Raw genomic sequence first — 20,604 nt, 5'->3', positions numbered from 1 at the left:
GCAGACATCAGCCGTCGCCGCTCCAGCCTCCTGCTCCTTCAGCATCCCAATGATCTGCTCTTCCGTGAATCGTGAGGGGCGCATCGTCCGTCTCCATGATCGACGGACTCTACTCAAATCTGGAGGAAGATCAGGGTCTCAGGTCAGAGTCCATCCCGACGATGTCGAGGGGGTTAAGACCCAATATGCCCACAGCCTCTGCACGGGCGAGCCCTATGCAAGGAGGCACCGGCTACGCCGGTTTGACGGTGAGTATCGCTGGGTCGAGACCCGAGCCGCGCCGATGCGCCGCGCTGACGGCGCAATTGTGCAATGGAACGTGATCTGCCTCGATATCGACGGCGAGATCCGCGCACATGAGGAGCTACGCCTGTCACAGGAAAGGCTGGCGCGGGCGAGCCAGGCCGCGAGCCTCGCGGAGCTGTCCGCGTCGATCGCCCATGAGGTCAATCAGCCGCTCGCGGCGGTCGTCGCCAATTCGCACGCTTGCCAGCGTTGGCTGGCGGCCGATCAGCCCAACATCGAGCGTGCTCAAAAGACGGTCGAGCGCATCCTTCGCGATGCCAACGGGGCAGCGGCCGTGGTGGCGCGAATCCGGGCCCTGTTCAAGCAATCAGTGGAAAAGCGGACGACGATGCCGTTCGGGACTGTGGTCGCCGAAACGCAACATTTCGTGGCTGAAGAAGCCGCGCGCCGTCGTGTCCGGATGGATGTCGAGATCGACGGGGATATTCCGCTGGTCGCCCTCGACAGGGTTCAGATCCAGCAGGTGCTCATCAACCTGATGCGCAACGGCATGGACGCGATGGATGCCGTTGCCACCGCCAAGGTCCTCAGCCTGCGTGTCTTCCATAACGGCGACGTCATCCAGACGGAGATCGGCGACCTAGGCCAGGGCATCACGATGCAGGACAGCATGTTTGAGCCCTTCTTCACGACCAAGCCCGATGGGATGGGCATGGGGCTGGCGATTGCGCGAACCATCATCGAATCCCACGGCGGACGGCTCTGGGCCGAGAATAATCCGATTGTTGGAGCGACGTTCATCTTCACGCTGCCGGTTGAAACGAAGGCGGATCATGACCGCTGACGACACCATCGTTTTCATCGTCGACGACGACGCGGCTCTACGAGAGGCGCTCGTCGAGCTGCTGGCCGCCAACGGCGTCGACGCGATTTCGTTCGATTCCGCTGGTGACTACATCCAGTCGGAAAAGCCCGACCTCCCGGCCTGTCTGATCCTCGACGTCGAGCTTCCTGATATCAATGGGCTCGAATTGCAGCGCCAGATCGCGCAGGCCGAACATCCCCCGATCGTATTCATCACCGGGCATGGCGACATCCCCTCCTCGGTGCGCGCGATCAAACACGGCGCCGTCGATTTCCTGACCAAGCCTTTCAGCGATGTCGCTCTCCTGTCGGCTATCCGTGCAGCGATCGAACAGGATCGGGAAGTGAGGGTTAAGCGCGCCGAGCTCTCCTTGCTTATGCAGCGCTACCACGAGCTCTCGCCACGGGAGCGGGACGTTCTCCCGCTGGTAGTCAGCGGACTCCTCAACAAGCAGGCCGCCGCCGAACTCGGCATCAGCGAGGTTACCCTCCAGATCCACAGACGAAACGTGATGCAGAAGATGGCGGCATCATCACTAGCCGATCTCGTGCGGATCGCGGAACGGCTGGCGATCCCGATACGACACTCACGTCGGTTGGGAGGAGCCTGAGCGTGGGCAGGAGCGCATATGTTGTGGCGGTGGTCGATGACGATCCCCGGCTGCTCGAGTCTCTGGAGGACCTGCTCGAGTCCGCCGGCTACGCCGTTCGAGGCTTTTCATCGGCCGCATCGCTGATCAGGCACGGCTTCTCCGGCCTCGACCTGCTGATCACCGATGTGGGTATGCCCGGGGTGGACGGGTTTGAGCTCCGGGACCGGGCGATGAGCGAACGCTCGGACCTTCCCGTCTTCCTGATCACAGGGCGACACGAAATAGCCGAGCAAATCCGAGCTCGCGAGGTGGAGAGCTTCTTCTGCAAGCCGTTCGACGGCCGCGTACTATTGGCTGCGATCGGGAAGGCCTTAGGCACTCTGGACGGGGAAACTGAACATGATGCTTGACCGATCGAACGCGCATAGCCACGTGCCAAACGCCTCGCGGCAAAGCGCTGGCGACATCCAGCCACTCGTCATCGTCGTCGATGACGACGCCTCGCTTCGCGAGGCTCTTTGCGAACTGCTCGCATCGGCAGGGTTTCGAGCGACCGCTTTCCCTTCGACACAAGCCCTGCTGGAAACAAATGCGCTGGAGAACCCGGGCTGTCTGGTCGTCGACATCAGGATGCCCGGAGCGAGCGGCCTCGATCTCCAGCATCTCTTGGCGGGAAGAGGCATCGCCAAGCCGATGATCTTCCTGACCGGGCACGGCGACATCCCGATGACGGTCCAGGCGATGAAGGCCGGGGCCATAGACTTCCTAACCAAGCCCGTGCGCGACCAGACATTACTCGATGCCGTCAACGCCGCCATCGCGATCGACCGGGATCGGCGAGCGGAGGCCGCGCGCGTACAGTTCTATGTCGAGCGGCTGGCGACGCTGACACCGCGAGAACGCGAAATAATGCAAGAGGTCGCCCGTGGCCGACTTAACAAGCAGATCGCCTTCGATCTCGGCATCAGCGAAGTCACGGTGAAGCTGCACCGGGGCAACCTGATGCGAAAGATGGAAGCTGCGTCGATCGGCGAACTCATCCGCGCCTGGGAAGCGTTGCCTGCACGCCTCCGGCAAGACGAAGCACCCCGGCTCAGGTGATGATCTATGCCGGTGCACCGTGACATGCACGCAGCCGTCGCCACCGGTCGTTCGGCGGCGCCGGCGCTCGCCTCAGGTCAGGGTCATGCCACCATCCACCGCCAGATTGACTCCGGTGATGAACCCGCTCGCCTCGCCGCAGAGAAACAGAGCAGCCTCGGCGAGTTCTTCTGCGGTCCCCATCCGACCAAAGGGGATGATGCCCGCTGCCTGCTCCTCAACGTCACGTTGCGCCTCAGGTGGGACGCCGAGCTTGCCGATAATCGGCGTCGCGGTGGGGCCGGGACTCAGAACATTGACCCGGATTCGCCGCTGCTTCAGCTCCAGCGACCAGCTTCGCGCGAAGGCTTCTATCGCAGCCTTGCTTCCGGCATAGACGGCATGTCCGCCGAGGACCTTATGGGTCGCGATCGAACTCGTCAGCAGGATGGCGCCTCCATCGCGCATGACCGGGACGATCGCCTTCACCCCAAAGAACGTGCCACGCGCATTCGTATCGAACTGGGCGTCATAGTCATCGGGCGAGACGGCGGCTCCGGGCTGGATCCGGATGCCGCCCGCATTGGCCATGTAGATATCGACGGCCTCGAACCGCTCCCGGACGAAGGTAGCGACGCGATCGTGTGTCTCGAGTGCTGCGACGTCACCTGCAATCCCGATAGCCTGTTCGCCAAGGGCCTCGGCAGCTTCTGCGACGGCATCGGGGCGTCGGCCGACGATTACGACCCGCGCTCCCTCGGCGACGAAACGGCGTGCGGTGGCGAAGCCGATGCCACTGTTGCCTCCCGTGATGACGGCAACCTTGTTCGACAGTGCTTTCATGAAAACCTCCGTTGGATGGTCCATGAGGTGCTCACCGCCACCAGTGATCGCCAGCACTCCAAGCGGCCTTTCACTTGTTCCAACCCGTCAACATGAACGGCCTGAGCAACTTCGTGACGGTCGTCGAAGCTGGATCCTTCACCGCCGGCGCGCGCGTGCTAGGCACCACGGTCTCTGCCGTGTCGAAGAGCATGGCCAGGCTGGAGCACAGGCTCGAAGCCCGGCTATTCACAAGATCGACCCGCGCCTTCTCCCTGACACCTGAGGGTGAGGCGTATTACGAGCGTGTCGCACCGCTGGTCCGTGCCATAGATGAGGCCGCTACGGTGCTCACGCCGAGCGCCGTCGCCGCCGGTCGATTGCGTATCAGCATGCCTGCCGATTTCGGGCGCGTTTTGATGGAGGCGCTGACGACGCGCTTTAGCCATAGCTATCCGCAGCTAAGGCTCGACGTCGGGCTCAGCGACCAGCCCGTCGAACTGATCCGGGAGGGCTTCGATGCGGCCATCAGGGTGGGGCATGTTGACGACACCAATCTGATTGCAAAGCCGTTGGGGATGCTTCCAATGGCTCTCGTCGCATCGCCTGCCTATCTCGCTAGCCGGGGCGCGCCGGACACAATCGCTTCGCTCTCGAGGCACGATCACATCCGCTATCTGCTGCGGGGGCGCCCCTTTCCGATTAGCTTCGCGAACGGAGAGCGGCTCGTTCCGCAGGGTGTATTCGACACGGACAGCGGCGAGGCCATGCGGATCGCTGCCCGCAACGGCCTCGGCATCGCGCAGCTCCTGCGAGCGTCGGTGATGGAAGATCTAGCGGCGGGACAACTGGTGTCCGTTCTCGAAAAACACCCGCTGCCGCCGGTACCCGTCCAAGTTCTGCATGGCTTTGCCCGAGCGGTGCCCGGCCGCGTCTCGGCGCTGTTTCGGTTCCTCGACGCCGAGATGCCGCGCTGGCGCTGACCGGCCCGTCGTCCGCTGAAGATACCGCGTCCAGGCGAGCCCGAAGCGGTACAGCGGGCGACTAGTCCGATATGCGGCGAACGATACACCTGGAGACACGAAGCACTATTCGGCCGGATAGGGCGAAGATGCTCGGGTTTGATTGTTCCCGCCGGCCGAGGTCGCGACAATCGTGACACTGAGAGCGCCGGCCGCTGTGACAGCGGTGGAGGGCTCCAGGGGCGATAGGGCGGACGGGAACAGGTCCGGCTTGAAAGCCGAGCGAAACGATCTCGAAGGCGCTGATCCACGGCGTCGCTTCTCTGGTCTGAACCCACTCTCACAGCGCGGGAGATCCGATGCCACACGACCCCTGGCTCAACGAAACCTATGTCGACCGACGTCTCATCCTGTCCACGGCAGCAAGCATGGCGGCGGCTACGCTGGTCAGTGCCACGCCGGCCTGGTCGGGCCCGACTTCAACCACCTCCTCGAACAGAAGCAGGAACAAGCTCATGAACTACGTGACCACCAAGGACGGCGTCGAGATTTTCTACAAGGACTGGGGTCCGAAATCGGCCCAACCGCTGGTCTTTCACCATGGTTGGCCGTTGAGCTCCGACGACTGGGACACCCAGATGCTCTTCTTCGTTGCGCAAGGCTTCCGGGTCGTCGCCCACGACCGGCGCGGGCATGGCCGTTCGAGCCAGGTGAGCGAGGGCCACGACATGGACCACTACGCGGCCGACGCCGCGGCAGTTGTTGAACATCTCGACCTGCGCAACGCCGTCCACATCGGCCACTCCACCGGCGGTGGTGAGGCGGCACGCTATGTCGCACGTCATGGCAAGAGCCGAACCGGGAAACTTGTTCTGATCGGTGCGGTGCCCCCGATCATGGTCAAGACGGATCGCAATCCCGGTGGTCTGCCGATCGACGTCTTTGACGGGCTTCGCAAGAGTCTGGCTGCCAATCGCAGCAAGTTCTATACCGATCTCGCGGCCGGACCATTCTATGGGTTTAATCGGCCCGGTGTCGAGACGGATCCCAGCATCGTTCAGAACTGGTGGCGCCAGGGAATGATGGGCGCAGCCAAGGCCCATTACGAAGGCATCAAGGCTTTCTCCGAAACCGATTTCACCGAGGACCTCAAGGTCATCGCGGTGCCGACGCTCGTGATGCATGGCGACGATGACCAGATCGTCCCGATCGGCGACAGCGCTCCTCTCTCGGCCAAGCTGCTGAAAAGGGCGACCCTCAACATCTACAACAAGTTGCCCCACGGCATGGCCACTACGCACGCAGATGTCATCAACAAGGACATCCTCGCTTTCGTCCGAAGCTGATTTTCCGGGACGAGGCGGTGATCGAAACTGCCTCGTTCTTTTCCTTGGCCAACAGCCAAGCGCCAAGGGGCCATTCGCGCCGGCCCGGAGGGGCTCTCCGTCGGCCACAGGGAAATGTCCCATCTCGATCCGTCAACGGAGGCTTGCAGGACCATGCTTGCGACCGAAAATGGCCGACAGACTCTGGCCGGCGTTTCCGTGCCGGACACCGAGCTCGTCGCCAGCGCCCTCGCTTATGCCCGCCGTGCCTGCGAGCCGTACCTATTCAATCACGTCGTTCGTTCGTGGCTTTTCGCAGCTAGGCTTGGGCAGCTTCGAAATGCCGAGCATGATGAGGAGGTTGTCGCCGTCGGGACGCTCCTGCACGATGTCACACTGAACGAGCGCTTCAACGGGCCGCGCCGATTCGAGGTCGAAGGCGCTGATCTCGCCCGTGACTTTGCCCGCGAGAGCGGCCTCGACGAGCGTCGTGCTCAGATGATCTGGGACAGTGTAGCCCTCAATTCGACGCCGTCCGTCGCGCTCTACAAGCAGGCGGAGGTTGCGCTTTGCACAGCCGGGATCTGCCTTGATGTCGTTGGACTTCAATACGACGCGATCCCCACCGACGAGGTCCAGCGCATCGTCGCGGCCTATCCAAGGCTCGGCATGAAGCGACTGATGACGAAGTGCTTTTGCCATATCGCCAGGGTCAGACCAGAAACCAGCTACGACAACTTCGTGCGCGATTTCGGCGAGCGGTTTGTCAGTGGCTACCGCGTGCCGTCTTCGGTCGACTTGGTCAAACGTGCCCCGTTCGACGACTGAAGGCTTAGGACCGTGGAGCAAGGCCGGGGAACCTGATCGCCTGGCGAAGGTCGGGCAAGCGGCAAATGAGTTCAATGCAGTCCAATGTAGGCGCTCCAGGATCCACCGCAGCGCCTGGAACGCTGAGTTCACGGGGACATCGACGAAGTCGGGCGACAAGCGCGCCGCGGGAAATTCAAATGAAGATCGTAGTCATAGGCGGAACCGGCTTCATCGGCTCTAAACTCGTTGGAGTGCTGGGCGGTTGCGATTTTGAAGTTGTAACTGCCTCGCCCTCACGAGGTGTGAATACGGTAACCGGAGAAGGGCTTGCTGAGGCGCTGTTCGGGGCACGGGTGGTGGTCGACGTTTCTAACTCCCCCACACTCGATCCGGGAGCAGCCCTGGCATTCTTCGAGAGCTCCGGATGCAACCTGATGGCATCGGAGGAAGCGGCCGGTGTCCAACACCACGTTGTTCTATCTGCCGTTGGGACCGATAAACTCCCCGAAAGCGGATACTTCAGGGCAAAGCGGATGCAGGAGACGATCACGAGAAGCTCTCGCGTTCCGTACACGATCCTCAGGTCGACACCGTTCTTTGAATACATCAACGGGATCGTTGAGGCAGGGGGGGCCGAGGAGACACTTCGCATCTCCCCGGCGCACGCTCAGCCGGTCGCCGGCGACGATATCGCGCTAGCGCTACGCGACATAATCCTTCAGCGGCCCCGGAATCGAGAGTTGGAAGTCGCAGGACCAGATCGTTTCCGGCTCGACGAACTGGCGCGCCAGATTCTAGCTGCGAACGAGGACCCCCGCCCGGTAATTGCCGATCCCGAAGCGCCGTATTTTGGCGCGGTCTTGCGCGATGACACCCTCATACCGGCAAGTCATTCCCAGCTCGCCTCTACGCGTTTCGAGGACTGGCTTCGACTGTACGTGGCGCAGGCTCTTGATCCAGCCAACTGAGAGGCTCCGCAGCGTCGGTCGCCAGTCGTCGAGGTCGATGAGTCGCAAAAGCTTCGGTCGCTTGGTCACTAAATTTACTCACCCTGAAGCGGACGTTCCAGACGTCAGCAAAGGGCCACTTTCCGCCTTCGCCATTAGATGTGGTGGCATCCAATGGGTTGATGGCGCGCCTTTACGACGGTGAGCCGATTGGCTCGACGAGCAAATCTTCAGCCAGGGGGCCGGCTTGGTGAGAGGAGCTTTTCCTGGCGGACGGGGGGCGCGTCGCCAAGCTGCGGTCACACTATGCCTCGATTTTCACCTCCAAAGACCTCGCAGGCGCGGTCCCCTGAGTATTCTGTCGCAGGCGGTGAAATTCGGTCCCCTTCCAGGCGTCCCTCCAACTGGCCCTGCGCGCGTCATTTTCGCCACAGCTAGTCCGGCTGGGCCACGTCGCCAGAAGGTCGGTGCGGGCGACGGACTGCTCGCACGTCGCCGTTCATTGAGAAATGTAAGTGGGTGCTCCGAGGCTTGCAGCAGGGGGGCGGCGTTCCGCTTATCCTGATCACGGGATATGTACTAGTCGGCGAGCTAGCTGAAGGGCAGGCCCGGCCGACCCAATTTTTGAGTCTAGTCCCTTTGTTCCTCGGAAGATGAAGGCTTTGACGGTTGTCGCGCCGATGTGATCGCTTACGTTTAAGACTCATGACAATAGCGGGCGTTGAAGCCGCTTTAGATGCAAAGGAAGCCGTTCAACTCTCCAGAAATGACCTTCCCGCTCCATCCTTGGATGAATATCTGGTACGACATTGCCTTCAATCAGAACGTTCTTCGCTTCCACCCGATTTATATTTAATATTAAAGACAATTCGCGGTCAGATATGTAATATTGGTGGAAATTCACTACGCTATCGTAGCTTAATAGCGACCCGGTATTATTCGAGGTTCTATAGACGCGTTTGATAAAGCCTAAGCCAATCAATTGGGCGATATACCATGAAGAGACGCCTATCAGTTGGGCGGCTTCGATGCTGCTAATCAGCCTATCTGTTTGACTTAGAGCGCCTGGATTTGATTTTCGAAAAGCATCTGCGTCTATAGATCTAGTCTCATCGATGTCTAGGTACATCAAAGAGCAATCTGATGAACTGTCTTTTTCCGCCAAATGGACCGTTCCGCTAATAAGTGCTAGGAACACATCATCAATTGATGCGTGTACAAGAAATTTTGGAGCATCGCGCAATTGTATCAGGCGTCTTGAGAAAAGCTTCTTCGCCGCAGAAAGGTTACGTACATTTTCCATGAACCGGTCGAAATCGGATCGCAGTACGGAGAATTTCTGACGCGCCTCAAAAAAGGCGATTCTATTTGGAAATAAGAACCGGTTTCGAATAATCAATCCTGCAGAAACCTCGCTAACATTAAGTGCCCGCTCGATGTCTCCGCGCGTTATTGTGTAACCATTCTTTCTACGGAATGCAGGTGACCGCACAATATGAGGAATTCGGTCTTCTATTTCGTCCAAAGAGGATTTTCGAACCATTATGTATGTCCTAATCCCATTTGGAGTATCAAATCTTTTGGTATCGATTGGACTCACGGATAGAAGTGTTCGTAAAAAATCGGGAGAGACCTTCAACAAAATACTAGCCTGTGCAACAGAGATCCACTCTAGTTCATTAGTTCGGTCAAAATTAGGTCTCACATCTGCCGCTTGACGTTTGTCGACAATCTGATTCAATCCGCGTTTGAAGCTATCCATTAGATACTTGGGAGTGTCGCGCGTTTTATTTTTCAGCGCGAGCGGAAGTATTGTGCCGAACGTCCGCGCTTGGGTGGTAGAAAGTTTCGTCTCTATTAATTGATATCCGGAATTCGGCCAATCCATCAGAAAGGCAGAAGTAGCAGGTAAAATAGGATTCCGGTTTATGCCTAGAGAATGAGCAAGTCCGTACAAAAATAGAACAGAATCATCAGTGGATTTGGCTTCGCAAAGGAATGGGACGGAAGGAGTAGTATCTGTAATTTCCCGGCCGACTAAAGGAAGAAGGTAATTAAGGATCGAAATTTCGTGCGCGGTCGATGTAGTCGTCGGTTGCGTTAATAGATCGGAGCGGCATTTGGCATTGCTGCAGGTACCGATCTTGGGTCTGTCATAAGACAGTTTCGACCCACAATTCGAGCAAAGGCAGGTCATGCGTATGCCATGAATTGGGCAACATGTCCAAATCTTAAGGTCCCAAGCGGCGTATACGAACCCCGATTCTTGTATGCAAATTGGACAAATCTTAGAATGTCTTTTTTCTAGGAATCGTGGCGCAAATCGATCTCCTGGGTAAGTGGCCCGATAGTTCTGAGAGGAAAATACAGAGGCCGTATCTTCGACGGAATTGCCGGTAATGCTAGCGAGCAGGCGAATGTGACCGGCGTCGTCCTGAGATCGGCTGAGTTTGCGAGCTAACCCGGTAATCTTCAGCGGGCTTGATAGATGATTAGCCTCGGCTACTCTGATCAACCAACCCCACGCTCCCTCGAGGTGGTTGCGTTCGCAGCGAACGATAAGGCGTTCATCTCCCGCGTGTTGCAAGTCCGCTCGCTCCAACTGAAGGCATTTTCGTCCTGATCAGACCTCAGGACGGTTCGTTTCCCTTGGATCTCCGGCCTGCAAACAGCCGCTGGCTCGCTACAGTTTGCCGATTGCGGTTAACGGTCTCGGGATTTTCTCTTGGCGGAACATGCGATTAGTTCTGGGAGGCGCGGCAGCCAGCCAAAAACCTATCGAGGGACTCTCCGGCGATCGAACCATCAGTGGGTTTCGAAGCCGGATTTGAGGGGATGCCAAGGCTTCCGTTCAGCGCCAAAGTTAATCTCCGGCCGAGTTATCCACTCCTTTCAGCGAGTTAGATTTGGTTTACGACTCTCTTTTTTTAGTTTCGGATTCTCGCTTTTTGCCTTACGGGCCATAAGCAAAACCGAAATCAGATGTCGACAGTCGCGTTGAGCGCGTTCGTCTGGATGAACTCGCGTCGCGGCTCGACGACATCGCCCATCAGCTTGACGAAGAGATCGTCGGCCTCGTCGTTCTGGTCGTTCTTGACCCGCAGCAGCGAGCGCACGTCGCGGTCGAGCGTCGTTTCCCAGAGCTGGTCGGGGTTCATCTCGCCCAGTCCTTTGTAGCGCTGCAGCGCGACGCCCTTGCGACCGATGGTCGAGACCGCATCGAACAGATCGCTCGGCCCATTGATCGTGAAGGAATCACCCTTGCGGGCGAGCGTGCCGGGCTTGGCATAGGCCTCCTGCAGCGAGAGCGCCGCGGCATCGAGCTTGCGGGCCTCGGCGCTGGCGAGCAGGCCGGCATCAATCGTCGCCGCCTGCTTTACGCCGCGGACCATGCGCGAGAAGACGAAGCCGCCTTCGCTGACCTTGCCTTCCCAGCCGCGCTCCAACTCGTCAGAGATCGCATCGAGCCGGCGCGCGACATAGGCTGCGGCCTCGTTCGCCTGCGCCTCGTTCTCCTCGCTCACCGGATGCAGCACGCCGGCGATCGCCATCTGCTCGACGACGCGCCGGTCATAGCGCGAATGCAGCTGCGACAGCGCATTGCGCACGTTGCGAGCTTCCTCGATCAGGACGCGCAGATCCGCGCCGCCGCGCTCGATGCCGTCGCCGGTGCGGAAGGTGGCGCCGTCGACCGTCGAGTCGACCAGATATTGCTCCAGCGCCCGCTCGTCCTTCAGGTAGACATGGCTCTTGCCGCGTGCCGCCTTGTAGAGCGGAGGCTGGGCGATGAAGAGATGGCCGGCATCGATCAATTCCGGCATCTGCCGGTAGAAGAAGGTCAGCAGCAGGGTACGAATATGGGCGCCGTCGACGTCGGCGTCGGTCATGATGATGATCTTGTGGTAGCGCAGCTTCGCCAGGTTGAAGCCGCCCTGTTCGGCATCGGCCCGGCCGATGCCGGCGCCGAGCGCCGTGATCAGCGTGCCGACCTGGTCGGAGGAGAGCATTTTGTCGAAGCGGGCTCGCTCGACGTTCAGGATCTTGCCGCGCAGCGGCAGCACAGCCTGGTATTCGCGGGCGCGGCCCTGCTTGGCGGAGCCGCCGGCCGAGTCACCCTCGACGATGAAGAGTTCGGACTTGGCCGGGTCGCGTTCCTGGCAATCAGCCAATTTGCCCGGAAGCGAGGCGATATCGAGCGCGCCCTTGCGGCGGGTGAGGTCGCGTGCCTTGCGGGCGGCCTCGCGGGCGGCAGCGGCTTCCGCCACCTTGCCGACGATGGTCTTGGCCTCGCTCGGATGCTCTTCCAGCCACTCGGAGAGCGCCTGGTTGACGACGTTCTCGACGACCGGGCGGACTTCAGAGGAAACCAGCTTGTCCTTGGTCTGCGACGAGAACTTCGGATCGGGGACCTTGACCGAGACGATCGCGGTCAAGCCTTCGCGGCAGTCGTCGCCGGTCAGCGAGACCTTTTCCTTCTTCGAGATGCCCGAGCTCTCGGCATAGCCGGTGACCTGGCGCGTCAGCGCGGCTCGGAAGCCGGCGAGATGGGTGCCGCCGTCGCGCTGCGGGATGTTGTTGGTGAAGCAGAGCACGTTCTCGTGGTAGCTGTCGTTCCACCACAGGGCGACATCGACGGTGATGCCGTCCTTCTCCGAGGTCAGCATGATCGGCTTTTCGATCACCGCCGTCTTGGCCCGGTCGAGATAGCGCACGAAGGCTTCGACGCCGCCATCATACATCAGCTCTTCACGGACCACCTCGGCATGGCGGGCATCGGTCAGCACGATTCGCACGCCCGAATTCAGGAAGGCGAGCTCGCGCAGCCGGTGTTCCAGCGTCTTGTAGTCGAACTCCACCATGGTGAAGGTCTCTTGCGACGGCAGGAAGGTGACCTCCGTGCCGCGCTTGTCGCCCTGCGGGCCGACCACCGCGAGCGGCGCCACCGCGTCCCCATGGCGGAATTCCATGAAATGCTCATGCCCGCCGCGCCAGATGCGCAGCTTGAGCGAGACCGAGAGCGCATTGACGACGGAGACGCCGACGCCGTGCAGGCCGCCCGAGACCTTGTAGGAGTTCTGGTCGAACTTACCGCCGGCATGGAGCTGGGTCATGATGACCTCGGCCGCCGAGATGCCTTCCTCGCTGTGGATATCGGTCGGGATGCCGCGGCCGTTGTCGGTCACGGTGACCGACCCGTCGGCATTCAGCGTCACCGTGACGAGGTCCGCATGTCCAGCGAGCGCCTCGTCGATCGCATTGTCGACGACTTCATAGACCATGTGGTGCAGGCCGGAGCCGTCATCGGTGTCGCCGATATACATGCCAGGCCGCTTGCGGACGGCATCCAGACCCTTGAGAACCTTGATGGAATCGGCGCCGTAATCGTCGGGCTGGGCGCTGAGCGCGGCATCGGTCATGAAGTGGTCCCTGAGCGGGCGAGCGAGTGCCCGCGATGATCCTGATTCGAAAGGACAATATAGGGGTAGACGATGGCTTTTTCACGCGCATAGGCGCGCGTGTGCGAGTCGGCGCGTTGATGCCGGTGTCTTCGGCGTCGGAACAGAGCGTCATGCTCGGGCTTGACCCGAGCATCTCATGCCGATGGAGGCTCGGGCGTTACCGCATGTCAGAGATTCTCGGGTCTACGCTTCGCTCCGCCCGAGAATGACGGCTGCCCAGGCCGGAGCCCCTACCCCCGAAATTCCGCTATCGCTTCGATGAAGGCCTCGCCATATTGCGCGAGCTTGCGCTCGCCGACGCCTTCGATCGCGCGCATCTCTTCGAGACCGAGCGGCCGCTCGCGCGCCATCGCGATCAGGGTCCGGTCGGTGAAGATGATGTAGGCCGCGACGCCTTCCTCGCGGGCGAGCTGAAGCCGAAGCTTGCGCAGATGCTCGAAGAGGGCGGCCGTGCCCTCGTCGAGACCGTCGGCGCGGGCGGCATCGCGCTCTCCGCGGCGGGAGCGACGCTCGGCGAAGGGATCGGCCCTGAGCGCGATGCTCTCCCGGCCGAACAGGATGTCCTCGCCCTTCGGCGTCAGGCGGAAGCCGCCATGCTCGGTGCTGGCCTCGGCCAGCGCGCCGGCGGCGAAGAGCTTGCGCGTCAGCCCGGTCCAGGCCGCCTTGGGCTTGTCCGAGCCGACGCCGAAGGTCTTGAGCCCGTCATGGTTCTGGCGGCGGATCGTCTCGGTTGCCGTCCCCGTCAGGATGTCCGCGAGATGACCGGCGCCAAAGCGCTCGCCCGAGCGGATCACGGCCGAGAGCAGTTTTCGCGCATCGAGCGTCGCGTCCTGAAGCGCCGGCGCCTCGGCGCCGCAGAGATCGCAGCGGAACGGGGCCTGGCCATGCCTGCAGGGTGGCGTCTCCTCGCCGAAATAGCTGAGCAGCGCACTGCGCCGGCACAATGCATTCTCGCAGAGGTCGATCATCGCGTTGAGGCGCTTGTGTTCGATGCGCTTGCGCTCGTCGTCGACCGGCTTCTCGTCGATTTGGCGGCGGCGGAGCGCCATGTCGTCGACGCCGTAGAGGGTGAGCGTGTCTGCCGGCAGGCCGTCGCGGCCGGCGCGGCCGATCTCCTGATAGTAGCTCTCGATCGAGCCGGGCATGTCGGCATGAACGACGAAGCGCACATCCGGCTTGTTGATGCCCATGCCGAACGCGATGGTGGCGCAGACGACGACGCCGTCCTCCTGCAGGAAGGTGTCCTGGTTGCGGTTGCGCTCCGCCTGCTCCAGCCCGGCATGGTAGGCGAGCGCGTTCCAGCCCTTCTCGCGCAGGCCTTCGGCGAGCCGTTCGGTCTTGTTGCGCGACGAGCAGTAGACGATGCCGGAGCCGTTGCGGTGGCGCCGCAGAAAATCGTCGATCTGCCGGCGCGGCTGGTCCTTCGGCGCGAAGGCGAGCTTCAGATTCGGCCGGTCGAAGGAATGCACCACCATCTGCGGCGGCTGCGGAAAGAGCTGGGCGGCGATGTCGGCCTGGGTCTGCCGGTCGGCGGTGGCGGTCAGCGCCGTCACCGGCACGCCGCCAAGTGCTTCGCGCGTCTTGGCGAGCAGCCGATATTCCGGGCGGAAGTCGTGGCCCCATTGCGAGACGCAATGCGCCTCGTCGATGGCGAGCCGCGTCACCCCGATGCGCTTGAGGCGCGAGACCAGCCCCTCTCCGGCAAGCCGCTCCGGCGAGACGAAGAGGAGCCGCAGATCGCCCGCGTTGAGACGGTCCCAGGCCTCGGTGGCCTCGCTCTCGCTGTTCATCGAGTTGAGCGAGGCAGCCGGCACTCCGGCCCGGACGAGCTGGCCGACCTGATCGCGCATCAGCGCGATCAGGGGCGAGACGACGAGAGTGAGGCCGCCCGCGACCAGCGCCGGGAGCTGGTAGCACATCGATTTGCCGGAGCCGGTCGGCATCACCGCGAAGACGTCGCGGCCGGTCAGGGCAGCTTCGATCACCTCCCACTGGCCGGGGCGGAAATCATCGTAGCCCCACACGGATTTCAGGATCGCGCGGGCTTCTGATTCGCGGGATGGCGACATGGGGAAGGGGTGTGCCGCAGCCGGACGCGCTTGGCCAGTCTTTCGCCCGCCTAGCCGCGCGCCGCCAACAGATGAACGAGTGCGGTCAATGCGAAGATCGCGGCGATCAGCCTCGACGGCCAGGGCCGTAGATCGAACCAGATGAATTGCAGGACGAGCCTCAGGCTCCAGAAGCCGGCACCGGCCAAGGGTAGCAGCGGCTGGGCGCTCGCTTGATCCGACTGCCAGAGCAGCGCCGCCCCATAGGAGAGGAAGACGAAACCCAGCATGACGTTGAGCGTCTGGGTGATCGCGGTGTTCAGGCTGCCGGAGCGCTCGAGCTTCTCCGGCCAGCCGAACAATCGCCAGAAGGCGGCGTGGAACAGGGCGAAGCCGAGATCGAGCAGGCCGGCGGCCAGCAGCACGACGGCTCAGCTTCGCGTCGCGATGGCCGCTGCGGCGCCAGCCATCACGCCGCCGGTCGTCCGGTTGATCCAGCGCATGGCGCGCGGGCTGGCGACGAGGCGCCGTGCCCGATCGGCCGCATAGGCATAGGCCAGCATCGTCCCGCCGAGGATCGGCGCGATCAGCGCCATGACTTCCAGATAGGCGAGCGGGGTCAGCGCGTTGAGATCGATGACCAATGGCAGGATCGACAGGAAGAAGATCATGACCTTGGGATTGCCGAGCGTCAGCGCGATGCCGCCGAGGAACAGGCGGATGCCCTCGCCGCGCGCGGCGGGGGAAGGTTTGGGCGGCTCGGCCGGAGCCGTCCAGGCTTTGAAGGCGAGATAGATGAGATAGGCACAGCCGGCATATTTGATCGCGACGAAGACGCCGTGGAAGCTCTGCATGAGGACGCTGAGGCCGAGCGCCGAGAGCGTGAACCAGACGAGGTCGCCTGCGACGATGCCGGCGAGGAAGGGCAGGGATCGCCGAAAGCCGGTGGAGAGGGAGCGTGCGACGAGAGCCGCAATCGCCGGCCCGGGCGAGGCGACGGCGAGGAAATAGACGCCCGCGAACAGGGCGAGGCTGGCGAGTTCCATGGGCGTCTCCCGATTTATCGAGATGCTAACAGCGACGCTCCGCCCCGTCCCATCGCAAGACGTGGTCCGATCGATCAATCCAGCGGGTCGGCCCGGCCCGGCGTGATCGCGAAACGCTGCGCGCCGGCCGGCAGGTCGCCGAACAGGGCGGCGTCGGCGCCGGTCATCCAGACCTGGCAGCCCAGCCCGGTGAGGCCCTCGTAAAGCGCCGCGCGCCGGCGCGGGTCGAGATGCGCGGCGATTTCGTCGAGCAGGACCAGCGGGGCGATGCCGCTCATCGCCGCGACGAGCCGGGCATGGGCCAGCACCAGCCCGATCAGCAGCGCCTTCTGCTCGCCGGTCGAGCCCTGTCCGGCCGGGATGTCCTTCGGTCCGTGGCGGACATCGAGATCGGAGGCCTGCGGGCCTGCGAGCGTGCGCCCGGCTGCACGGTCGCGATGGCGGCCCTGGCGCAGCAGGTCGCGATAGGCGTCCTCCGCATCGATGGCCGGCAGGCGGGCCACGAGTTCGTCGATCTCGCCCGAAAGCGTGATATCCGCATAGGGGAAGGGCGAGGCTTCATCGCGGGTCTCGGCGATGATCGCGGACAAACGCGCCACTGTCTCGGCGCGCGCAGCCGCGACGGCGACGCCGAGTTCGGCGACCTCGCGTTCGATCGCGTCGAGCCATTGGGCCTGTCCAGGGCTTTCCTCGAGGATGCGGTTGCGCGAGCGCAGCGCCCGTTCCAGCGCGTTCGAGCGCGTGGCGTGGCCCGGGTCGATCGCCAGCACCAAACGGTCGAGGAAGCGGCGGCGGTCGCCGGCGGAGCCGCGAAACAACCCGTCGAGATCGGGCGTGAGCCAGACAACGCGCAGATAATCGCTGAAGGCGAGCGCCGAGCCGACGGCGGCACCGTCGATGCGGGCGAGACGCGGCCGGCGCCCCTCCGCGTCGAGGGGGCCGAGGCCGATGCCGAGCCGACCAGCATCCTCGGCGAGCGTGATCGAGGCGGCGAAGGAACCGTCGCCCCCTTGCCGCGCCATCACTGAAAGCTCGGTACGGCGCAGGCCCCGTCCCGGTGTGAACAGCGAGAGCGCTTCGAGGATATTGGTCTTGCCGGCTCCGTTCTCGCCGATCAGCGCAACGATTTGGCCCCCGACCGGAAGATCGAGGGCCTCGTAGGAACGGAAGTCCTGCAGGATCAGGCGCGCGACGGCGGCCATGGGCCGCTCGTTCAGACGCGCATCGGCATCAGCACATAGAGCGCGGAAGCGCCTTCGCGATCCTGGATCACGGTCGGCGACCCCGGATCGGCGAGCTTGAGCAGGGCGGTGTCGCCGTCGAGCTGGGCGGCGATGTCCATGAGGTAGCGCGCATTGAAGCCGATATCGAGCGGGCTCGCCTCGTAATCGACCTCGATCTCCTCGGTCGCCGAGCCGGAATCCGGATTGGTGACGGAGAGCGTCATGCGCCCGTCAGCCATGGAGAGCTTCACGGCACGGCCACGCTCCGACGAGATGGTCGAGACGCGGTCGACGGAAGCGGCGAAATCGCCTCTGTCTACCGTCAGCCGCTTGTCGTTCCCGCTCGGGATGACGCGCTGATAGTCGGGGAAGGTGCCGTCGATCAGTTTCGAGGTCAGCACCACGCTGGCGGTCGCGACGCGGATCTTCGAGCCGGAAAGCTCGACCGCGACTTCGCTTTCGCCATCTTCCAGCAGCTTCTGGATCTCGGCCACGGCCTTGCGCGGCACGATCACGCCGGGCATGCCGACCGAGCCCTGCGGCGCCGCGGTGTCGACGCGGGCGAGCCGGTGTCCGTCCGTCGCCACGGCGCGCAGCACCGGGCGGCCATCGACGTCGATGGTGTGGAGATAGATGCCGTTGAGGTAGTAGCGCGTCTCCTCGGTCGAGATCGCGAACTGTGTCTTGTCGATCAGCCGCTTCAGCTCGCCGGCCGGCAGCACGAAGCGGTGCGCCATCTCGCCTGCGGTGATGTCCGGAAAATCGCTCTCCGGCAGTGTCTGCAGCTGGAAGCGCGAGCGGCCCGAGCGCAGCACGAGGCCGCTATCGCCGGTCGTCTCGAGCGAGACCTGCGCGCCGTCGGGCAGCTTGCGGACGATGTCGTAGAGGGTATGGGCGGGAACCGTCGTGGCACCGGGCTCCGCTGCGTCGGCCGGAATCGTCTCCACCACTTCGATGTCGAGATCGGTCGCCTTGAGCCGCAGGCCGTTCTCGGAGGCGCTGAGCAGCAGGTTCGACAGGATCGGGATCGTGTTGCGGCGCTCCACCACGCGATGCACGTGGCCAAGCGACTTGAGCAGCGTGGAACGTTCGACCGTGACCTTCATGATTGTCTAGTCTTCTGGCGCTAGCCGCCCGGGCATGGCTGCCCGGACCGATGAATGGCCAGCGACATTGCAGGACGCGGGGCGGGCGCGCAAGACCTGTGCGCTTCGGCAGCCACAACCTTTCGCGGCAACGGGCGCGTGCCCGGGTCTCGGCCCGAAAAGCGGAGCCCACCTTTCGGGCGAAGTCGACGCTTGGACAAAGGGATAGACCGCTTCACGCCCGGAGGGACGCAGGGCGATCTATCCGCGCCGGGCTCACTCCTGCAGCATGCGCTTCAGGAGATCGACCTCGTCATGCAGCGAGCGGTCCTCGCTGATCGCCTTCTCGATCTTGCGCACGGCGTGCAGCACCGTGGTGTGATCGCGTCCGCCGAAGCGGCGGCCGATCTCGGGCAGCGAGCGCGGCGTCAGCGCCTTCGACAGATACATCGCGATCTGGCGCGGCTTGACCACTGCCGCGGTGCGGCGCTCCGAGAGGATGTCGGCGCGGCTGACATTGTAGCGCGTCGCGACGAGCTTCTGAATGTCCTCGATCTTGACCCGGCGCGGCTCGCGCGTCCGAACGAGATCGCGGATTGCGGACTCTGCCGTTTCCAGCGTTACGAGCTGGCCCGACAGCGTCGCATGGGCGAGCAGGCGGTTGGCGGCGCCGTCGAGATCGCGGCCGTTGGTTGTGACGACGCGAGCGACGTAGGCGATCACATCCGGGCTGACTTGGAAGTTCGGATGGGCGCCCTGCAGCGCGTCCATGCGGGTCGCCAGAATCTTGACGCGCAGGGCCTCGTCGAGCTCGCCGACCTCGACGACGAGGCCGCCGCCAAGCCGCGAGCGGATGCGCTCGTCGAGCGCTTCCAGTTCACCGGCGAGGCGGTCGCCGGCGACGACGATCTGCTTGCCGGCATCGAGCAGTGCGTTGATCGTGTGGCCGAACTCCTGCTGGATCGACTTGCCCTGGATGAACTGCACGTCGTCGACGATGAGCAGGTCGATGCCGCGCAGTTTCTCCTTGAAGGCGAGCGCGGTCTGCGACTTCAGCGCCGCGACGAAGCCATACATGAAGCGGTCTGCGGTGAAGTAGGCGACGCGCTTGCCCTGGCGGCGCGCTTCCTGCGCCACAGCCTGCAGCAGATGCGTCTTGCCGAGGCCGACGCCGGCATGGAGATAGAGCGGGTTATAGGGGCTCTGGCCTGCCGGTGCGCCGGCGATGCGTTCGGCCGCCGCGAAGGCGAGCTGGTTCGACTTGCCGACGACGAAGCTCTGGAAGCTCATGCGCTTGTCGAGCGCAGTGCCGCAGGCATCGACGAGATCGGATTCGCAGGGTTGAGCGCCGCCAGCGGCAGCCGGCCGGGCGGCTTCGGCCGCGACGGCGGAGGGCGTCGTGGCAGGCCGGGCGCGCAGGGCGGCGTCGACGCGTGGTGCGATGACCGTGGTTTCGCGCGAGACCGTGCGAACCGAGAGCAGCACGCCGCCCGGCGCCGGCAGCTCCGCCATGCAGTTCACCCGCAGGCGCTCAGCATAATGCGCCTCGAGCCAGCTCTTCAGGAAGCGGGTCGGGACCGTGAGATAGGCCACGCCCTCGACAATGCCGGCGAGCTCGAGCCGGCCGAACCAACTGGAGAAGACGTCTTCGCCAAGCTCGGCGCGCAGACGCCGCCGGACGCGTTCCCAGGCGTCCTGAACCGAAACCTCGTCCAGCTGAACCCCGGCGGCCTCGTCAGCCGCGATCACCACCACAGACGCTGTATCGACCGTATCACCGAGTTCCTGTCGCTCGAACATCAATGGCCCCATTCTTTGAAATGCACGCGCCTTCGGAGCGGCGGCCACAGGGCGGCCGCGTTCCTGGCGCTGTTGTCCGGTTAAAAAAGGATCCCGTCCTGTCGGGCGCTTTATCGCCCGCAGGTTCCGATCCATGCTCTGTCGATTACGCTTGGAAGGCTCGTCGAGGGACGATGCCGCCCTTTATCTCAACACTAAAAGACAAAGGAGCTACATCCTCCAACCTCCATGGTCGCGAGCCAAAACGCTTATCATCTCTGGAAAACGCCTGGCGGTCATTGCTGTCCGCCGGGC

17 protein-coding genes and 2 pseudogenes are annotated in these 20,604 nt (G+C 62.9%); 8 read left to right on the top strand and 11 right to left on the bottom strand.

From position 1 onward, the window contains the following. Positions 1-84, bottom strand: an 84-nt coding sequence (locus AC1DDA_RS16375; RefSeq protein ID WP_476796546.1) for a transposase, incomplete at its 3' end; no start/stop codon positions are given. Here AC1DDA_RS16375 and AC1DDA_RS16370 point away from each other — a divergent pair. From AC1DDA_RS16370 to AC1DDA_RS16355, 4 genes and pseudogenes are all read left to right on the top strand, one after another. Then, a pseudogene (locus AC1DDA_RS16370) lies at positions 47-1,090 on the top strand (ATP-binding protein); the annotation flags it as partial. The gene AC1DDA_RS16375 and the pseudogene AC1DDA_RS16370 overlap by 38 nt on opposite strands. Further along, entirely contained in the window at positions 1,080-1,721 is a 642-nt protein-coding gene (locus AC1DDA_RS16365; RefSeq protein WP_476796533.1) for a response regulator transcription factor, read from the top strand. The pseudogene AC1DDA_RS16370 and the gene AC1DDA_RS16365, both read left to right, overlap by 11 nt. 2 nt (positions 1,722-1,723) lie before the next feature. Continuing rightward, positions 1,724-2,113 carry a response regulator gene (locus tag AC1DDA_RS16360; RefSeq protein WP_156407212.1) on the top strand — a complete coding sequence of 130 codons (390 nt, stop codon included), beginning with the start codon at positions 1,724-1,726 and terminating at the stop codon, positions 2,111-2,113. Next, positions 2,103-2,804: a response regulator transcription factor gene (locus tag AC1DDA_RS16355; RefSeq protein WP_061971278.1), complete on the top strand. Its 702-nt coding sequence runs from the start codon at positions 2,103-2,105 to the stop codon at positions 2,802-2,804. The genes AC1DDA_RS16360 and AC1DDA_RS16355 overlap by 11 nt, the downstream gene beginning before the upstream one ends. Positions 2,805-2,876: 72 nt before the next feature. On the opposite strand, the gene AC1DDA_RS16350 is transcribed toward AC1DDA_RS16355, so the two are convergent. Beyond that, the gene (locus tag AC1DDA_RS16350) at positions 2,877-3,626 is read right to left on the bottom strand and encodes an SDR family NAD(P)-dependent oxidoreductase (RefSeq protein ID WP_476796545.1); all 750 of its coding nucleotides are present in this window, start codon (positions 3,624-3,626) and stop codon (positions 2,877-2,879) included. Between the two features lie 74 nt (positions 3,627-3,700). Here AC1DDA_RS16350 and AC1DDA_RS16345 point away from each other — a divergent pair, with 74 nt between their 5' ends. From AC1DDA_RS16345 to AC1DDA_RS16330, 4 genes are all read left to right on the top strand, one after another. Then, entirely contained in the window at positions 3,701-4,588 is an 888-nt protein-coding gene (locus tag AC1DDA_RS16345) for a LysR family transcriptional regulator (protein ID WP_476796532.1), read from the top strand. Positions 4,589-5,082: 494 nt separating this feature from the next. Then, the gene (locus tag AC1DDA_RS16340; RefSeq protein ID WP_476796544.1) at positions 5,083-5,913 is read left to right on the top strand and encodes an alpha/beta fold hydrolase; all 831 of its coding nucleotides are present in this window, start codon (positions 5,083-5,085) and stop codon (positions 5,911-5,913) included. 153 nt (positions 5,914-6,066) lie between these two features. Beyond that, entirely contained in the window at positions 6,067-6,720 is a 654-nt protein-coding gene (locus AC1DDA_RS16335) for an HD domain-containing protein (protein WP_061971550.1), read from the top strand. A gap of 179 nt (positions 6,721-6,899) precedes the next feature. Continuing rightward, positions 6,900-7,670, top strand: a complete 771-nt coding sequence (locus AC1DDA_RS16330; protein WP_061971282.1) for an SDR family oxidoreductase — start codon at positions 6,900-6,902, stop codon at positions 7,668-7,670. Positions 7,671-8,352: 682 nt separating this feature from the next. Here AC1DDA_RS16330 and AC1DDA_RS16325 read toward each other — a convergent pair. The 9 genes and pseudogenes from AC1DDA_RS16325 to dnaA form a co-directional block, all read right to left on the bottom strand. Further along, positions 8,353-9,411, bottom strand: a complete 1,059-nt coding sequence (locus tag AC1DDA_RS16325) for a hypothetical protein (protein WP_476796547.1) — start codon at positions 9,409-9,411, stop codon at positions 8,353-8,355. A gap of 447 nt (positions 9,412-9,858) precedes the next feature. Beyond that, positions 9,859-10,164: pseudogene (locus tag AC1DDA_RS16320) on the bottom strand (TniQ family protein); the annotation flags it as partial. 463 nt (positions 10,165-10,627) lie between these two features. Then, positions 10,628-13,066, bottom strand: coding sequence for a DNA topoisomerase (ATP-hydrolyzing) subunit B (gene gyrB, locus AC1DDA_RS16315; protein WP_441509866.1), 2,439 nt, complete (start codon positions 13,064-13,066; stop codon positions 10,628-10,630). Between the two features lie 272 nt (positions 13,067-13,338). Continuing rightward, complete coding sequence (gene recQ, locus AC1DDA_RS16310; protein ID WP_476796531.1) at positions 13,339-15,177, bottom strand: DNA helicase RecQ; 1,839 nt, start codon at positions 15,175-15,177, stop codon at positions 13,339-13,341. A gap of 50 nt (positions 15,178-15,227) precedes the next feature. Continuing rightward, entirely contained in the window at positions 15,228-15,581 is a 354-nt protein-coding gene (locus AC1DDA_RS16305; RefSeq protein WP_476796530.1) for a hypothetical protein, read from the bottom strand. Positions 15,582-15,587: 6 nt separating this feature from the next. Next, positions 15,588-16,202, bottom strand: a complete 615-nt coding sequence (locus AC1DDA_RS16300) for a LysE family translocator (RefSeq protein ID WP_441509863.1) — start codon at positions 16,200-16,202, stop codon at positions 15,588-15,590. A 74-nt stretch (positions 16,203-16,276) separates the two neighbouring features. Then, on the bottom strand, positions 16,277-17,404 hold the full coding sequence (gene recF / locus AC1DDA_RS16295) for a DNA replication/repair protein RecF (RefSeq protein ID WP_476796529.1): 1,128 nt from the start codon (positions 17,402-17,404) through the stop codon (positions 16,277-16,279). A gap of 11 nt (positions 17,405-17,415) precedes the next feature. After that, a complete protein-coding gene (gene dnaN, locus AC1DDA_RS16290) occupies positions 17,416-18,531 on the bottom strand; it encodes a DNA polymerase III subunit beta (protein ID WP_441509861.1) in 1,116 nt (371 codons plus the stop codon). A 255-nt stretch (positions 18,532-18,786) separates the two neighbouring features. Next, positions 18,787-20,310, bottom strand: coding sequence for a chromosomal replication initiator protein DnaA (dnaA, locus tag AC1DDA_RS16285; protein ID WP_476796528.1), 1,524 nt, complete (start codon positions 20,308-20,310; stop codon positions 18,787-18,789). Positions 20,311-20,604: the final 294 nt, after the last annotated feature.

It is taken from the genome of Allobosea sp. 10N428 (genome assembly GCF_056394545.1).
Note: the sequence above shows the minus strand (reverse complement) of the source record. Positions and strands in the feature narration are given on the sequence as shown.

Excerpts from the sequence above, each read along its gene's own strand:
- AC1DDA_RS16365 (WP_476796533.1), top strand. The coding sequence starts at position 1,080 with ATGACCGCTGACGACACCATCGTTTTCATCGTCGACGACGACGCGGCT.
- AC1DDA_RS16355 (WP_061971278.1), top strand. The coding sequence starts at position 2,103 with ATGATGCTTGACCGATCGAACGCGCATAGCCACGTGCCAAACGCCTCG.
- AC1DDA_RS16350 (WP_476796545.1), bottom strand. The coding sequence starts at position 3,626 with ATGAAAGCACTGTCGAACAAGGTTGCCGTCATCACGGGAGGCAACAGT.
- AC1DDA_RS16340 (WP_476796544.1), top strand. The coding sequence starts at position 5,083 with ATGAACTACGTGACCACCAAGGACGGCGTCGAGATTTTCTACAAGGAC.
- AC1DDA_RS16335 (WP_061971550.1), top strand. The coding sequence starts at position 6,067 with ATGCTTGCGACCGAAAATGGCCGACAGACTCTGGCCGGCGTTTCCGTG.
- AC1DDA_RS16330 (WP_061971282.1), top strand. The coding sequence starts at position 6,900 with ATGAAGATCGTAGTCATAGGCGGAACCGGCTTCATCGGCTCTAAACTC.
- AC1DDA_RS16325 (WP_476796547.1), bottom strand. The coding sequence starts at position 9,411 with ATGGATAGCTTCAAACGCGGATTGAATCAGATTGTCGACAAACGTCAA.
- gyrB (WP_441509866.1), bottom strand. The coding sequence starts at position 13,066 with ATGACCGATGCCGCGCTCAGCGCCCAGCCCGACGATTACGGCGCCGAT.
- recQ (WP_476796531.1), bottom strand. The coding sequence starts at position 15,177 with ATGTCGCCATCCCGCGAATCAGAAGCCCGCGCGATCCTGAAATCCGTG.
- AC1DDA_RS16300 (WP_441509863.1), bottom strand. The coding sequence starts at position 16,202 with ATGGAACTCGCCAGCCTCGCCCTGTTCGCGGGCGTCTATTTCCTCGCC.
- recF (WP_476796529.1), bottom strand. The coding sequence starts at position 17,404 with ATGGCCGCCGTCGCGCGCCTGATCCTGCAGGACTTCCGTTCCTACGAG.
- dnaN (WP_441509861.1), bottom strand. The coding sequence starts at position 18,531 with ATGAAGGTCACGGTCGAACGTTCCACGCTGCTCAAGTCGCTTGGCCAC.
- dnaA (WP_476796528.1), bottom strand. The coding sequence starts at position 20,310 with ATGTTCGAGCGACAGGAACTCGGTGATACGGTCGATACAGCGTCTGTG.